Annotated in this window: 11 protein-coding genes; 5 read left to right on the top strand and 6 right to left on the bottom strand. The window is 53.6% G+C overall.

The features are described 5' to 3' along the window. Positions 1-3 precede the first annotated feature (3 nt). Positions 4-2,070, bottom strand: coding sequence for a glycosyltransferase (locus NW833_RS08400; protein WP_414412170.1), 2,067 nt, complete (start codon positions 2,068-2,070; stop codon positions 4-6). A gap of 171 nt (positions 2,071-2,241) precedes the next feature. Between NW833_RS08400 and NW833_RS08395 the strand changes: the two genes are divergently transcribed. The 3 genes from NW833_RS08395 to NW833_RS08385 all read left to right on the top strand — a co-directional run bounded on the left by NW833_RS08395 (position 2,242) and on the right by NW833_RS08385 (position 4,832). After that, complete coding sequence (locus tag NW833_RS08395) at positions 2,242-2,385, top strand: hypothetical protein (RefSeq protein WP_011432125.1); 144 nt, start codon at positions 2,242-2,244, stop codon at positions 2,383-2,385. A gap of 561 nt (positions 2,386-2,946) precedes the next feature. Continuing rightward, entirely contained in the window at positions 2,947-3,864 is a 918-nt protein-coding gene (locus tag NW833_RS08390) for a 2OG-Fe(II) oxygenase (RefSeq protein ID WP_414412169.1), read from the top strand. A 17-nt stretch (positions 3,865-3,881) separates the two neighbouring features. Continuing rightward, positions 3,882-4,832, top strand: a complete 951-nt coding sequence (locus tag NW833_RS08385) for a glycosyltransferase family 2 protein (RefSeq protein WP_414412168.1) — start codon at positions 3,882-3,884, stop codon at positions 4,830-4,832. A gap of 141 nt (positions 4,833-4,973) precedes the next feature. Here the strand turns inward: NW833_RS08385 and NW833_RS08380 are convergent, their stop codons facing one another. Then, positions 4,974-5,525 carry a type IV pilin protein gene (locus NW833_RS08380; RefSeq protein WP_414412167.1) on the bottom strand — a complete coding sequence of 184 codons (552 nt, stop codon included), beginning with the start codon at positions 5,523-5,525 and terminating at the stop codon, positions 4,974-4,976. A gap of 203 nt (positions 5,526-5,728) precedes the next feature. Between NW833_RS08380 and NW833_RS08375 the strand changes: the two genes are divergently transcribed. Then, positions 5,729-8,665 (top strand): methyltransferase domain-containing protein, encoded by a 2,937-nt coding sequence (locus NW833_RS08375; protein ID WP_414412166.1) that lies wholly within the window; start codon positions 5,729-5,731, stop codon positions 8,663-8,665. Between the two features lie 81 nt (positions 8,666-8,746). Here NW833_RS08375 and NW833_RS08370 read toward each other — a convergent pair whose 3' ends face one another. Continuing rightward, positions 8,747-9,265 carry a phosphoribosyltransferase gene (locus NW833_RS08370; RefSeq protein ID WP_414410548.1) on the bottom strand — a complete coding sequence of 173 codons (519 nt, stop codon included), beginning with the start codon at positions 9,263-9,265 and terminating at the stop codon, positions 8,747-8,749. Positions 9,266-9,332: 67 nt separating this feature from the next. Next, positions 9,333-10,247, bottom strand: coding sequence for a branched-chain amino acid transaminase (locus NW833_RS08365; RefSeq protein WP_414393039.1), 915 nt, complete (start codon positions 10,245-10,247; stop codon positions 9,333-9,335). Positions 10,248-10,379: 132 nt separating this feature from the next. Between NW833_RS08365 and NW833_RS08360 the strand changes: the two genes are divergently transcribed. Further along, positions 10,380-11,843 carry a hemolysin family protein gene (locus NW833_RS08360; protein ID WP_414412165.1) on the top strand — a complete coding sequence of 488 codons (1,464 nt, stop codon included), beginning with the start codon at positions 10,380-10,382 and terminating at the stop codon, positions 11,841-11,843. A 4-nt stretch (positions 11,844-11,847) separates the two neighbouring features. Here NW833_RS08360 and NW833_RS08355 read toward each other — a convergent pair whose 3' ends face one another. Beyond that, the gene (locus NW833_RS08355) at positions 11,848-13,383 is read right to left on the bottom strand and encodes an aminotransferase class I/II-fold pyridoxal phosphate-dependent enzyme (RefSeq protein WP_414412164.1); all 1,536 of its coding nucleotides are present in this window, start codon (positions 13,381-13,383) and stop codon (positions 11,848-11,850) included. Between the two features lie 710 nt (positions 13,384-14,093). Further along, a partial coding sequence (locus NW833_RS08350; protein WP_414412163.1) for a secretin N-terminal domain-containing protein occupies positions 14,094-15,994 on the bottom strand: 1,901 nt, incomplete at its 5' end.

Here is a 15,994-nt window from a genome sequence, read left to right as displayed (position 1 = left end):
ACCTTAAGTCTCCTCTCCAAGGCTTGAATTGTTGTCGACAAAGCAAGCCCTGCTTAGATAGCAAAGGACTCCTCTTTGGCCTGCTACAACTTCTCCCTGCCAGAGGAGATGGGTAGGGTCCAACATCTGATCAATCTGTTTGCGGTCTTGTTCTGAGCAAAACTCCACATAGATGACCTTGATATCTTCGAGCTGCTCTTGCAGGCTGGTCAACACCTCCACCTCCTCTCCACCTGTAGCTACCCTGAGCACATCGATGGACTCCAAACCCAACTCCTTCAAAGCTTCCCTGGCTTCTCGGAAAGGGAGCACCTGCTCCACTCCCCACTCGGCCTGAGGATCTTCCGGCCAGAGCAGACAAGTTCTGCAGCTATTCTGCCCCGCTAGCCCCACCGGATGCACAAAGCAGTTGCCCAGGCCAAGAGCATTCTGCTGCAGCAGGTGCAAGGCCAAGGGATCCACCTCAAAACAATGAATGGCCGCCTCAGGGCAGAAACCCCGAAAACAAACGCTACCAAGGCCTACCCCAGCTCCGATGTCGATAACCGTCTGCACCTGACTAGACAGAAACACAGGAAAGTTAAGATACGTCCTCTCGTAAAAAACGGTGTCTGGGTAGAGCCTTACCGAAAACCTGAGTTTGCCAAAGTCAAAGCCAGTCAACACTGCTTCCATTAACTTACTGGCATTGGCCAAAAGAAGTTGGTGGTCCTCTGCCAAGACAAAAGCAAAGTTAGCCCTCACAGGCCGCCCCAGCCGCTGCAAGTCCTCAGCTGTGCACACCACCGCATCAAAGCTGGGCCAACTGGCTGGCTCCCCTCTCACCTCATGAACTCGCTCGGGCACTCCCTTCTGCTGCAGCAGACCACAGGGATCCCCAAACCCCTCTTCCACATACAGCTCCAGCCGCGGCAGGTCCAGCAAGTCCGCGGCTATCACCCCAGGACAGCCTCGGCCAACAAATACCCTCAGTCGCTCCTGCACGCGATGCAGCTCTTGAATGGGCTCGTAGATTCCTAGTCGTGTGTCTATCCAGGCAGAGCTGGCCGTGCTGACAAAGTAGCGCACATCAGAGCGGGGCGAGTAACGAAAGGGCTCCGGCAGCTCTCCCCCAAACACCCAGTCCAGCAGGTTCTGAATGCGGTGGCGGGGATGCCAGTGTTGGTCGAAAGTGTGATAAGCGCGGCGGGCAATTTGAATGGCTTCTTGGGGATGGTCTAGGTAGTAGCGAACTTTTTCCAGGAGTTCGGCTTCGGAGTTGTAGGTGTCGCAGTAGGTGCCGGGCGCCAAAAGTTCGTCCAATCCTGAGGCGAAGGAGAGCTGGTCAGTAAGCAGAAAGCCCCCTGCAGAAATCACTTCCAAGTTCCTTAAGTTCAGATCCCCATTTTGGCTGCAGTTAAAGGAAATCAGAGAATGGGCAAACCATTTGGCTGCCTCTTGGCGGTTGGCTGTTTTGGTGAGGATGGGCAAATCTGCATTCTTTATGGCTTGAACCAGCCGGCAACGCCTGGGATGGCGGGATCCCTGTTGGCCGATAAAGACCACTTGATTTTCTCTATCTTCCACCCAATCGTGGGTAACAGTGCGCATGGAGATAAGAGGCAACCAGGCAAGATTCTCAGCGCCCACTGCAGCAAACCAGTGGAGATGCTGGCGGTTATAGGCAGTGGCAACATAGTCAAACCCTTCAGTAGCCCAGTAGGCCAAGAGATGGTTGATGGGAAACTCCCAGTGGTGGGTGTCTCCAGCCAGTAAAACAGTTGGACAGCCAAACTTTTTGGTATTAAGAGGATTGCTGTAGTCGAAGCTCGAAGTCCAAACAACAACTAGGTCAAACTCCTTATTTGTAATTTGCTCAGACTGCTGCACAAAGTCATAGAGGTCATAGTCTTCCTCTGGGCACTCCACCAATTCCTTAGAGAGATTGACAAAGTTTAGTCCAAAGCCCTTGGCTTTCCTCTTGGGGCAAAGACTGACCTGCCGATCTGAAAGCTGCGGGGGCGGGATATAGTCTGGCGGAGTTGGCCAATTGAGGAGAATTCGCGGAGCATTGGCCTTGATGTCTTGCATTTCTCGACTCCCCAAGTTGAGCGGCAGGTTCTTCTAGATTCTACAGGCTACTAGGATTGGACACAACAACAAGGGATCTCTGCTGCCCTGGAAAACGATAAGCCGAGCATAGGTTATAAGCAACCCCATGGATCCCTGTCTGCAAGAGCCGAGTCCAGTTTACCTGCCTGGATGGCCCCTACCCAAGACGAGCTCTCCTACGACAATGGCATACCCATGGAAAGCTGGCGGCACACGTGCCAGATGGACTTGCTCATCTCCACCACCCATGCCGAGCGAGGTTTTGAGGCTGTACCCAGCGAAGTGGGAGGGTAGGAGGCCACCTGGATTCTGTGGGCCACTGCCGCTGGGGAACTGATGCCTGCCAAGGCTGAACTGGAGCAGCAAAGGGCTGAGCGCCTGGCCTAAAAGTTGTGAGAACTGGGGGTGGATCCGGGTACATTAAGTTAGAGCAGACGTCAGGGATCCCTCCCCATGGATTGCCAAGACCTTGCTCAGGATCTTCTCCTAGAACTGGAGCAAGCTCAGAGTCTCACCCAGCTCTTAGATTGGGCTTTAGCCTGCCTTCCTAGCCAGCAAATCTTCTGCCAGATTGGCTGGGAAGAGTCCGCAGCTGTTTTGCAGGCAATGCTTCGCTATCCTGAAAAGTTAGCAGTGATTCTACGGAATCCCCTACAGAGCTCATCCGAAAAGTCAATCAGCACAGAAGATATCCAAACCCAAATTTCTCAGTTGGGATTAGAAGAACGGGTTCTACTCCTAGAAGGCCCCATCCCTGCCCTTTTGGCAGATCTCGGTCAATGTTTCCCAGAGACCCAGATTGGCGTTTGTTTCTGGACTGAACTCACGGACTACCGTACCTGTCTGCTTCAGTCTTTGCTACTGCGGGATTACTTGGCCGACTCAGCCCTGTACTTAGTTAACCATTGCCACTACGGAGCCATAGCCCAAGCCAGCCTAGATTTGATGGGGGTGGATCCCAGTTTTCACCTGCAAAAGATTTTTCACAATCTGGGTCAAGGTATCTATCTCCTAAGCTGGGATCCCCAGCGCAAAGGCTTAAGCGAACGAGACCTGGCTTACATCCAAGCAACTGCCCCTGGATTATTGCTATCTACCAGTCCACTGTTCCTCACCTTTGCTCAGCCGGATCCACCGGAGCCAGCGCGGTTTTATCCCTGCAGGTACGTTAAGCTAGATAACTTCCTACCTGCTGAGGTCAACCAAGCAATTCTAGAGCATGCCATCGCTCACCAAGATAAGTTTATCCCCTCCAGAAGCTATAGCCAAAACAACACCGAAGCTGAGTCACTGAAGTTTCGGCGATCCTTACGTCTGGATTATGCTTATTTTCAAGAGTATGGATCCCTGCTGCGAGAAAAAATTGCGGCTGTTGCTCCCCAGATTTTTGCTGAGCTAGGCATTGAGAACTTTGACATTCAAATCTTTGAGATGGAGATGATTGCCAGCCATGATGGCTGCTTCTTTACCGCCCACACCGATAACTCCTACCCACAAACTGCCTTCCGCCAGGTGAGCTGCGTATATTACTTCCACAAAGAGCCAAAGCCTTATCGAGGAGGTGAGCTGCGCATCTACGATACCCAGAGGCAAAAACCTCATCCACCAATCCTGCACGGGGCATACGATGAGGTAACCCCTACAAATAACAGCATCGTCTTCTTCTCCAGCAGCTGTCTGCATGAGATCCTGCCAGTGTTCAGCCCTAGCCAAGCCTTCGCTGATAGCCGCTTCACTATCAACACATGGCTAGGATCCGAGCAATACACCTAAAGGCTTGCAGCTCCACTATGGCCAGAGTTTGTATTGTAACCACTGTTCGAGATCCAGGCCTATGCCTAGAGTCATTTATTCGCTATCACCTTGCTATTGGGATCGACCATATTTACGTCTTCTTTGACGATCCAGAGGATCCCGCTATTCAGGTAGCACTTCAGTTTTCCGATGTAACGGCTATTCCCAACGATGAAGCTTTGCAAGTCCAACAAGCATTGGGGAATGTTCTCTACCCAAAATATGGCCCTCATGTTGGCTATGAGGTCATGGCTCGCCAGATCCTTAACGTAGAAACTGCTATACAACTTGCCCTGGATCAGGGAATGGACTGGATTCTTCATATTGATGGAGATGAGCTTTTTTATCCTGGCCAGATGATGGCTTTGGATTGGTTTGATCAAGTAAGCGACGATATATTCCAGGTTACGTTCCTAAACCACGAAGCAGCTCCCGAAGCGTTTGAGATCGAAGACTACTTCCGCGAGGTCACTTTATTTAAGAGAAACCCTGCTATTTTGGATCCCGGATTCTATACCCAGTTTCAGAAGATCTCTAGTAAGAGTCAATACTTTTTGGCTTACCAGAATGGAAAGTCAGCAGCTCGGATCCATCCCACTCTCTTACCCAATAGCGTACATAGCTTTGATATTCCAGAATGTCATACCTTGGTAACATCATTCCCCTCTATTTTGCACTACTTAAACTGCGGCTTTCAAAACTACTATAAAAAGTATGCTCAACTGGGAAACTTTCCCGACTACTGGTGGCGCTCCAAGTCTAATCCTATTCGGGTTCCCTTTCACTTGGCCTCACGGGACGCTTATTGCTCAGGAGATAGAACTTGCATGGCAGCTCTTTATCAAGAGTTCATACTTTACAGCAGTCCTGAAACCAACCAGAACCTCATCGAAAAGGGTATTCTTACTCGCATCTCCTACCCATCACAGTTACTGTCCTCGCTCTAGTTCACTGGTTTAGCCTAGAGCCCTTGCCTACTCTTGAGGGAGACTGAAGCAACTGAAATAAAAAAGCTCCCCACAGGGAGCCACGGAGTACATAAAGTAGAGATAGAAACTATTTACTCTCACCCCCCCCCTGGCGGGTTGTTATTTGTTATTGTTGTTATTGTTGTTATTCTGAGGCGAACCCTCAAAGACGTTGCAGCTCTTACCAACAAAGGTAGGTAAAGCCGTCACTACTGGTTCCTCCGCTCCCAGCCCAATGGTGCATTGAATGTTTTGACCAGCCCTGTTGATGTATGGAGCACCTTTGGATGTTGTGTCCCACCTTAGTGCGTGAGGAGCAATCGAACGGTTACTAGCCACTGGTGTCTGGTAGTTGGGAGCCCTCCACGGATCGTTCATGTACTTGTCACTATTGTCTCCACCGTGCTTGATATTATTATAATTTTCAGGATAGACGCCGAAGTCGAGTCGGTAGACTTCAGAGGCACGGCCTACTTCAGTGAGAGCCGCTTGAGCTTCGGCTGTACGGGAGCGGCGCACTTGGTTTAAGAACTGCGGGATTGCCACTGCAGACAGCACACCCACAATTACAATCACCACCAACAGCTCAATCAGGGTGAAGCCCTTGGCTTTGGAGAGAATTTGCTGAGCCAGTTTGGCCCGAAACAGAGACTGACGAGACTTCGCACTCATGGTACTCGATCCTTTGACAACCTAGAGAGTTAACCGTGCAGGTTACCTGCCGCTATTAACTTACCCCGCTGGCGGGCAGTTCATAACAGTCCCCTCCCACGGAGTGCAATTGCGGATCTCTGCTAGGGGCAGCCCAAAAACCGGTGGTCTAGCTGAGCTGGCTGCAGCGGGGCAAACTAGGACTTGTGATCTCCTTCCCACCCATGAACCCTACACTGCAAGCCCAGATCCTGGAAGCTAGGCAACTGCTTCAGCAGGCTCCCAATGCCTTTGCGGAGTGGCTGGTGGCTTTCTACCGAGAGCAAGACGCAAAGGGTTGGCGGGAGTTTTTGCGGGGCTTCTGTGACCTCCCCTCATCTTCATTGGCTGATGAGTCGGCTTCTCCCTCTGAGCCAGAGGCAATCACCCTATCGGCGCTGGAGCAGGCCTTGGTTGCCAACCGGCTGAACCTTGCCTACCAGCTCTACACACCTTTGGTAGAAGCAGGAATCCTGCCGGCGGAGAAGGTGGTAGAGGTGTTGCTATCCTTGGCAGAAAGCCTGGAAAAAAGCTCCACTGAAGATTCGCAGCAACAACGTTTCCAGGTTTGCCTGAAGCTGCGCGAGCTGGCTTTTGAGCTGGATCCATCCCGGCGGGATAACACCCAGGTTCTACTGTTGCGATCCCTGCAAGCTCAAGACGAGCTGGCCGTGGGCTTTTACGGGCAGGCTTTGGCAGAGCAATTGGCCAGTTTGGGAGAAGAGCAGACCCTAGACATTACCCAGGAGCCCCTCCTGACTCAACTTCTCACTCGGCTATGGGATGACGGCTACCTGGATCTGTTCTTCGAGGTGGCCACAGCTTTACAAGCTCGTCTTTTGGAGGACCAGAAATCCGGATTTGCTGCTTTGCTAGCCCAGCTAGCCAATGCGGTGGATCCCGAGCAGGCGAAGCGCTATGAAGGTTTGTGGACGATAGAGGACTTAATCGGTGACTTTTTTCAAAGGGCAGCCCGCGCCTTCTTCCAGAACTCTACCAGTGATGGCTATTCCATTTTAGGAGAAGCTCTCATCACGGCGGCCGAGAGCTCACAGGTGCAAGAGAACTTTACTCTTTGTCTATCCCTTCTATCAGAATCGCTGGAAAAGTTGATCCATGCTGCACAGCTGGAACGTGTAAACTTTGTTATCCAGAAAATTATAGACTTAATTTTATCGAGGGAAGCCGACTTAGGATCACTAAGAATTAACGATGAAAATCTACTCGAGAGTCTAACGATTGCTAAAGCCATTCTGTTTCGAGTTTGCTTTTGCTGGAGCTATCTAACTGATGATCGTTCTCTGATTCGCCATTACCAACAAATTGGTGGTAGAATCTTTAACGACTGCCTAAGCTTAATGGCTTCTCAGCGAGACTTTCTTTGGTCGGAATATTGGCAGAAGAATCAGCAAGACTACTGCGGATCTGGCAGAACTAAGCGAAAGCTGAGGGTAGGCTTTCTGGGTAACTGCTTTCAGCGACATTCGGTTGGCTTTCTCAGTGAGGCTACTCTCAGGAACCTATCTCGCGATCTTCTGGACGTTGTCTACTACTACTACCAGGGGTGGAAAAATGAAGATATGGCCAGTCATGACAATATGTATCAAAAGTTTCGCTCTCACGAAAATCTCCATTTTCGCTTTTTTCCAGGAGAAACCAAGCCGCCTCAAGTAGCTGCTCAAGCGCGTGAGGATCGCATCGATATCATGGTTTTTATGGACTCCCTTACCAGTCACGATGCCAGCATCGTAGCAGCTTTGCGGGCCGCTCCTATCCAAATTGGCTGGCTTGGTGGAGATGCTGTCGGTTTGCCGGAATTCGACTACTTCTTTGCCGATCCCCATATCCTTCCTGAGGAGGCCCAAGCTGACTACCATGAAAGAATTATTCGCTTGCCCAGCTACTGTGCTGTTGATCATCTGGACGTCTGTGCTGCCAACGAGGTAAACTTTAAGACTAGTCTGAGAATAGAGCCGAAAAATGTTGTTTTCCTAACCGCAGCTAGTGCTTACAAACGTACTCCCAAATGTATCGACGCTCACCTGCAAATCTTAAAGGCCGTTCCCAACGGAGTTTTGATTGTCAAAGGATCAGGAGAAATTGCTACGGTTATTAGACGCTACCAGGAAAGAGCCAAAGAGCTGGGCGTTCTCGATCGCGTCCGATTTCTTGCTCAAGCCAGCAGTGTGGAAGAGCATCGTGGCCAACTAGCCTTAGTGGATCTTGTTCTGGATACCTTCCCCTACACAGGTGCAACCCACACCATGGAAGCTCTCTATATGGGTGTGCCAGTCCTTACCCTAGTGGGCAGGCATTACTATGGCCGAATGAGTTACAGCCTGCTGAAAAATGTTGGCCTCGAGGATTGCATCACCTGGTCGGTGGAGGAGTTTATTGAGCGTGGGATCCAGCTAGGCAATAATCCAGAACGCTTGGCTAAAGCTAAGCAAACTATTCGAGATTCATATCACAGATCAATAGTATGGGATCCAAAGCGGTTGGCTAAAGCCATGGAGAGAGTTTTCTTCGAGCTAGCTTATGAGCATCAACTTATTCAATCTATTCCTCCTCTAGAAGATTGCCAAGCTGAGCCCAAGCCCGCTGAGTCTATTCGTCTTCATATTGGAGGTAAGCAGCCTCATCCAGACTGGAAGATTCTAGATAGTCAGGTAGGAGACCATGTGGATTATGTTGGAAGCGCCATTGATCTCAGTCAATTTGAAGATAACTCTATAGAAGCCATCTACGCTCCCTATATTCTGCAGCGCTTTAACTACACACGTGAACTACCTACTGCTCTCAAAGAGTGGCACCGGGTTTTGCGCTTTGGGGGCCAGTTGATGATCAGTGTCCCAGATATGCCTACTCTCTGCCGTCTTTATCTGAAGGATAAAGTTTCTTTAGAGCAGAGGTTTCGCATTATGCGTATGATGTTTGGTGACCAAGTAGATGAGCAAAACTACCATAAAGTTGGCTTCTCGTGGGAATACTTATTTGCTTTACTTGCTCAGGTAGGTTTCAGGGTTATTCGAAAGGTGGACAGATTTGGGCTGTTCAATGATTGCAGCGATATGGTCTTTCTCGGGGAACCAGTTAGCCTAAATGTAGTTGCAACTAAGTAGGGGTGCAACTTCAGCAACCGGAATACGGTGTATTGAGCTGCTTGTCGATCTAAAAGCTTACTCAGGAGTTAGATTTGCAGTTTAACCCAAAGAGCGCAGGGACTCCATTAGCTGCTTGGGTGTCATCTGCTCGTAGGGTTCGAAGGGCTGGTGAATCCAAGGGTTATCCGGCAAATAGTCCACATAGTAATCCGGTTGATAGATGGAGGCTGCTTTATACCAGAGCACGCCGGTGCGGATTTCCTCAATGTAAAAGCCGTAGTGGTGCTTGAGCCAGTGGACAGAGCGCTTCAGGGTCATGCCGGAATCGACCAAGTCGTCCACCAACAACACGTGGCTGCCCAGGTTGGCGGTAGTCATGGCCAGATCCCGCGAGAAAATTAGCTGCCCTCGCTGGCGATTGCCAGGGCCGGAGTAGGAGGAAGCAGCAAGAATTGCTAGAGGGAGATCGAATAGGCGGGCTAGAGTGTCGCCAATGCGCAGCCCCCCTTTGGCGATGCAGACAATTTGGTTAAACTCCCAGCCGCTTTCGTAAACCTTGACGGCCAGCTCTTCGATTTTGCGGTGGTAGTCGGCCCAGGTGATGGAAATCTCGTGCAAGGGATCCCTCTCCAGCTCTAACTATCTATATCGCATCTAGCCAGCCTGGAGATGGCAATCTAAGACTTTAGTTCAGAGGGATCACCTTTACCCAGTGGGAATAGGCGGGATCCCGGTTTTCCATGATGGCTGTGAGCTTCTGCCGCAGTTGCTCGGTAATGGGGCGGGACGACGGCAGGACGTACTGCTCGATCTGGCGGATGGGCGTGATCTTGGCGGCGGTGCCAGTGAGGAAGGCCTCGTCAGCGATGAACAGCTCTGACTTATCGACAGGGCGTTCTTGGGTGGGGATTCCTAGGTCGCGGGCCAAGGTGAGGACGCTGTCGCGGGTGATCCCTTCTAGGATGTCCTGGTCGAAGCTGGGGGTAATCAGCACGCCGTTGCGCACGATGAAGATGTTCATGCCCGAGGCTTCGCTCACTTTGCCCTGGGAGCTGATTAAGATAGCTTCGTCGAAGCCAGACTGTACTGCCTCGGTCTTGGCCAGGGAGGAGGTAATGTAGGCACCAGTGATCTTGCCCCGCAGCGGTAGGCTGCGATCCTCCTGGCGGGCCCATGAGCTGATGCGGCAACTTACCCCTTCCGGCGAGAGGTAGTCTCCCAATTCCAACCCGTACACGAAGAAGTCTTTCTCGATGTTGTGCAGCCGCGGTGAGATGCCTAGGTCCGAGGTATACACCAAGGGGCGGATGTAGAAAGAGGTGGAAGGGCGGTTTTTCCGGATCAGCTCCACAATGACCTGCTCGATCTTCTCCGCAGGCAAATCGAAGCAGAGTAGGCGAGCACTTTGGCTTAGCCGTCGGCAGTGGCGATCCAGGCGAAACACCAGCACTTGATCCGGATTTTGCGGATCGGGGATCCCGCGCAGGCCGCCAAACGCTGCCGTCCCGTAGTGCAGAGCATGGGTGGCAATGGAGATCTTCGCCTCGGCAAAGGGAACGATCTGGCCCTGAAAGTAGGCGTAGGGCAGAAAATCGGGCATGGTCGGCACCTACTGCAGCAGGAAAAGGGGTAGGAATATTATCGCCGATTGACGCAGCAGCGGGAGTCCGCCGTTCTCTAGCCCACCTGACGGGCGCCAGAGAATCAAGGGCCGGAGGCGCTCTAAGCTAGAATGCTGTCTATCCGTCTTGCTGCTCCCCTGATGGACGACCCTCCTTTAGGCTCGGCACCTAGCTCTAAGCTTACGTGGGGAGAGGCGTCTCTCAGTCTCCTCTGGATTATTGCCCTTCTCCTCATCAACGCTTTCTTTGTGGCGGTGGAGTTTTCCTTGGTTTCGGCGCGGCGCTCCCGCATGGTGCAGTTGGCCAGTGAGGGGAACCGCCAGGCGGCAATGGTCCAAAAAGCCCAGGAGCAGTTGGAGTATGCCCTCTCCACCGCCCAATTGGGCATCACCCTAGCCAGCGTCCTGTTGGGCTGGATCGGGGCTACCCAAGTGGCGCCGACGCTGTTCTTGGCTCTGAGGCAACTGCCCTGGTTGCAGGGTATGGATCCCGCTCTTGTGCAAGGTGGGTCGGGGGTAGCGGTATTTTCACTCCTCACCTATTTGCAGATCGTGTTGGGGGAGCTGATCCCCAAGACTCTGGCCATTCTCTACTCGGAGCCAATTGCCCTAAAGCTGGCCTGGCTCAACCGACTGGTAAGCCGCTTTTTACATCCTTTTGTGGAGCTCCTGCGGTTTTCCTCCCGCTGCGTGCTGCGCCTTTTGGGCGTCCGCGTTCCGGAGGCTACTTCTTTTTACAGCACGATGACGGTGGAGGAGCTACAACTGCTGATTGCCTCGTCGGTGGAGTCGGGCAACATCGAGGCGGAGGAGCGGGAGCTGTTGAGCAACATCTTTGAGTTTGGCGAGAAAGTGGCCAGCGAGGCGATGATCCCGCGCACCAGCATCGACGCCGTGCCCGAAACCGCCACAGTCCAGGAGGTGCTGGCGGAGGTGGCCGAATCAGGGCATTCCCGCTACCCGGTCTACGGCGAGTCTTTGGACGACATCCGGGGGCTGATTCACGTCAAGGAGCTCATTGGCGAGCTGGCCAAGGGATCCTTGGATTTGCACAGCCCCATTGCTCCCTTCATTCGGGAGGTTCACTTTGAGCCGGAAAACAAGCTGATCGCAGAGCTCTTGCCGGAGATGCAGCGGCACCACTGGCCGATGGTGGTGCTAGTGGATGAGTTTGGCGGCACGGCGGGCCTGATTACCATTCAGGACTTGGTGGAGGAGATTGTCGGCAAGCTCTCCGATGGGCCGGATCCCAAAAGGAAGGAGCCGGACATCGAGGAGCTGGACGAAAACACTCTCCTTATCCAGGCCCAGTTGGACATCGAAGAGGTCAACGAGCGCTGCCACCTTAACCTCCCCTTGCATGAGGATTACCAAACGCTGGGAGGCTTTTTGATTTACCAGCTGCAGAAGATCCCGCGCGTAGGGGAAAGGTTTACCTACCAAGGCCTCGAGTTCCAGGTGGTGCGCATGGAGGGGCCGCGGGTGGATCGGGTGAAGGTTGTCCGCCATCGCCGCAACTCTCCCAGCCCCCTGCCAGCACTCCCCCCCGCCCAGACGGCGAAGCCTGGCAGTTGAGGAGCTAGGTTTTGACGACTTTGAGGGTCTGCAGCCGCACGTCTTCGGGGCCGTTGATGAAGCCGCCCGCCTCGTGCACCAGCAGCAGATAGTCCACTGCCTCTTGGGTTACCTCTTCGCCAGGCACCAAAATGGGGATCCCAGGCGGGTAGGGGGAAATGATTTCGGCACAGATGCGGCCCACAGCTTCTTGAAAAGGGATCCGCTCGATGGGGGCAAAAAAGGCCTGCCGCGGCGAGAGCCGTTGGGGCGGGAGGGGGGGGCGTTTCAATTCGGCCAGGCGCCGCAGTTTCTCGGCCATTGCCAGGGAAGGCGGGGATCCCTGGGTATACTTCAACAAAGCCGCAAAGCTCTCCACCAGCCGGTCGATATCCCGCTGGGTGTTGCCGAGGCTAACAATAAAGACCACGTTGTGCAGGGTGGACATCTCCGGCTGCACGTGGAAGTGCTCGTTGACCCAGTCGTGGGCGTCGAAGCCAAAAAGGCCCAGCCCCGACACCGTCACGGTCAAGCGGGTGCGATCCAAATCGAAAAAGCCGGGAGTGGAGCCAATGCGTTCCGGGCCAAAACAGAAGATCCCGGAAATACGGTTGAGGCGGGCGCGGGCCTGATCCGCCAAAGCCAGGGCTTGGCCCAGGAGAACTTCCCCTTCCAGGGCCATCTGCCGCCGCGCCACGTCCAGCGACATCATGAGCACGTAGTTAGGGCTGGTGGACTGCAGCAGCTGCAGGATGTTGCGGACTCGGTTGGGATCGATGCGGGATCCCTTGAGGTGCAGCATCGACGCCTGGGTCATGCCGGAGATGACTTTATGGGTGGACTGCACCACCAGGTCAGCCCCGGCTTCCAAGGCGGAGAGGGGCAGTTCTGGGTGAAAGCCAAAGTGGGGCCCGTGGGCTTCGTCCACTAGCAGAGGCAGGTTGTGGGCATGGGCAATGGCTGCCAGCGCTTCTAAGTCGCAGCAAACCCCATAGTAGGTGGGGCTGACCACCAACACGCCCTTGGCGTCGGGGTGCTGGGCCAGCGCTTGCTCCAGGCTGGCAGGGGTGATGCCGTGGGCAATGCTCAGCTCCAAGTCAAAATCTGGCTCAATGTAGACGGGCACGGCCCCAGAGAGGATCACGCCGGCGATGGCCGACTTGTGACAGTTGCGCGGTAGTAGGATCTTGTCCCCTGGGTCGCACACCGCCATCACCAGGGTTTCTACGCCACAGGTGGAGCCGTTGACCAAAAACCAACTGCGATCGGCGCCGTAGGCCGCTGCGGCTAGCTCCTGGGCCTCCCGGATCACCCCATCGGGATCGTGGAGGTTGTCCACCTCCGGCAGCTCCGTCAGATCCGCTCGGAAGACGTTCTCTCCCAAAAACTCCCGCAAATCGGTGGCGATCCCCCGTCCCTGCTTATGGCCGGGCGTGTGAAAGGGAGCCTTATCCAAGCTGCAGTAGTGGCGGATGGCCTCAAAAAGAGGGGCCCGCTCCTGGGCTTTGCGATCCAGCAGGCGCAGGCGATGAGACGCTCTGGACAGATGAGATAGAACCACAGGCCACTCCTCAACACACCAGGTGGACGTCTCTGTAATTATTCACCCCAGTGGGGGCTAAGTCCACCGCCGCTACATTTCCTGCTAGCCTGGGTTTCAGGTAGCTTTTTGCCTGTAATGCTCAAGAATCTTGCTGGCTGGAGTCGCCGCCACGGCTTGGGGCTTTGCCAATCGGCCTGTTGCCGGGATCCCTTTGCTGCTGAGGGGAGCGTGAACGAGTCCGCGCCGACATCACTAGCTACGAGGCCAACGCATATCTGGAGTTTTTCGGCCTGCGGGGCCCTCTAGAGGCAGAGCTGCCCAAGGTGAGAGAGTACAGAGAAGAACTGCGGGGTGGACGGTATACCTTAGGGCTTCTGTTATTCTCCCAAGGTTTCCTTATCAACAATGGCAGGAAAGCTACCAGAAGAGAATGCAAGGCTTCTTTGGCCGAGATGTGGAGGTGCAACTGGGGCAGCCCCAAGAAAATCAGGTGGAATTGGCGCTTGTTGCCCGAGGTGGATCCCAGGCCACTTGAAGAAGCCATTAGCTGCTGAATGCAACTCAACGGATCCCGAAGCTAATGCAGCCAGTAACTCAGGACTGTCGAGAGTTAACTCATGAGGGGTGTGGGGAGCTATGGGTCCTGCGCTGTGCCTATAGTATCAGTGTTGGGAGGATGTCACGAAACTTGGCAGTTCGGCATAACCCTATTTTACGGATTGGGAATTTTACGGATTGGGAGGAAGACCAAAAGCAACATTATCATCCATAATGTAGGGCGTTAGCATGAAGACCACCTCATTGCGCTCGTTATTCACACTCTGAGAGCGGAACAAAGCACCCAAAAGAGGCAAGTCGCCTAGGAAAGGCACTTTTTGAACCTCAACGGTGTCCCTGTCTTGAATGAGGCCAGCAATAATAAAGGTTTGCCCATCTCTTAACCTGAGTTGAGATGCTTCCAGCCGCCTTCTGTCGATGTTAAAAAGTTGAATGCCTGCGAAGTCTCCACCTTCCAATACTTGAATGGGTACAGGAATAGAAATTTCCGGCTGAATGGTCAGGGTGACAAACCCATTATCATCTATCCTAACTTCTGAGACGTTAAGGATAACCCCGGCATCCTCCCGCTGTAAACGCTGAGTAACAACTGGAGGCTGGTTTTCTCCCTGGGGTATGGTGATGGTTTCAACGTTAACAGGCACGCTGGTTGCAATGCTAATTCGACTGGATCCCCCGTCTGCTACCACAACTTTGGGATCCGTCAGAATTTTGCCAGTTCCGTTTTGGAGGGCGGCTTGGACTCGCAAAGCCAAAGATTGTTGCAGCCGGTTAAGAGTATTGAATATTCCGGTGATAGAGCCAGATGGGCCCGCAGGGCCAACGGAGCTTACTGAAGATCCCTGAGGTTGATTGAGCGGTTGACCACCAAAATCGGCGTCTCCCAAGGTTCCAAGGGCAAAGTTGCCAGATGCCCCTCCCAAGTTAACTGATAAGCTTTCGTTTTTGTTCAAGCGAATATCAACTGCTCTCAGGGAAATCAAAACCTGTCGCCGACGCACATCCAATTGGGCAATCTGAGCAGCTACAATATCCTGCTGTTGTGGCGTGCCAACCACAGTAATAGAGTTGGTGCGTGGATCCTCAAAAAATTGAGCACCTGGTGCAACGGCGTCTAGAACTCCTTTGAGCCGCTCCACCAACTCCTTGGTAGCGACTGCCTGATTCAAGCGGTAGTTCCGCACCAGAACTCCTGCCACTCCTGGCAACGTTTTTCCAATGAATACAGTCTGACCCCGGCGCTGAGCCTGCAACTGTTTCAGCCGCAAGATATAGTTGAATGCCTCCTGCAAGGGCGAGTCTTGCACATCCAGAGAGATGGTTAAATCGGGCGGGACATCGTTGAGCACCACATTCAACCCTGCTCGCCGCGCCAGCAGGCTCAACACATCGCCTACGGGAGCATCCTTTAGGGTCAAGCTAATCTTGGCTGTGGATCCAAGGTCAATCGGAGGAGGATCAGGCAGGATTGTGCCAACGGCAATATCGCCAGCAGGAGGAGCCACAGCTCTCCCCTGGAAGGGGGATCCAGTGGGCAAGCTTCCTGGCGGCAATTGCGGTTGGTTAAGCTGGCCCACGGAGGGCACCTGAGAAATGACCGGCCTAGGAGAAGCTGGCTGAGGAGTAGGAGCTGTCTGAGCTGGCGGGGAAGAGGGGGAGTTTTGGGCAAGAGGCTGAGGAGTAGCAGCTGCCACGCGGGGAGAAGGAGAGTTTTGAGCAGCCGGAGAAGAGGCAGGGGTTGCCGGTGGGGCACCAGGCTGAGCTCGAGTTGGCGAGGCTGGTTGATTGGGCACTACTTCTTGGCTGGGCGCTGCAGCTACAGGAGCTGGCAGGGCAGAGGGCAAGCCCTCAAACTCGAAGACCAACTGCGTTGGGCTACGCTGGGCCAGCAAGCCTTGGGGAGCTGCCGCAACGCCGGCAATTTCTACCCGCACGCTGTCACTACCTATTTGCTTGGCTTCGATGAAGCGCACTCCCGGCAGGGGAGAATCCTGACGATAGCGGCCTTGACCTCTATCCAGTTGGGCATTGGCGATATCCCCAATCCAAGACCAGTCTCTTATACACATAT

Origin of the sequence: Synechococcus sp. O70.1 (assembly GCF_047462215.1) — a bacterium.
GTDB lineage: Bacteria > Cyanobacteriota > Cyanobacteriia > Thermostichales > Thermostichaceae > Thermostichus.
Note: the sequence above shows the minus strand (reverse complement) of the source record. Positions and strands in the feature narration are given on the sequence as shown.

Excerpts from the sequence above, each read along its gene's own strand:
- NW833_RS08400 (WP_414412170.1), bottom strand. The coding sequence starts at position 2,070 with ATGCAAGACATCAAGGCCAATGCTCCGCGAATTCTCCTCAATTGGCCA.
- NW833_RS08395 (WP_011432125.1), top strand. The coding sequence starts at position 2,242 with ATGGCCCCTACCCAAGACGAGCTCTCCTACGACAATGGCATACCCATG.
- NW833_RS08385 (WP_414412168.1), top strand. The coding sequence starts at position 3,882 with ATGGCCAGAGTTTGTATTGTAACCACTGTTCGAGATCCAGGCCTATGC.
- NW833_RS08380 (WP_414412167.1), bottom strand. The coding sequence starts at position 5,525 with ATGAGTGCGAAGTCTCGTCAGTCTCTGTTTCGGGCCAAACTGGCTCAG.
- NW833_RS08375 (WP_414412166.1), top strand. The coding sequence starts at position 5,729 with ATGAACCCTACACTGCAAGCCCAGATCCTGGAAGCTAGGCAACTGCTT.
- NW833_RS08365 (WP_414393039.1), bottom strand. The coding sequence starts at position 10,247 with ATGCCCGATTTTCTGCCCTACGCCTACTTTCAGGGCCAGATCGTTCCC.
- NW833_RS08360 (WP_414412165.1), top strand. The coding sequence starts at position 10,380 with ATGCTGTCTATCCGTCTTGCTGCTCCCCTGATGGACGACCCTCCTTTA.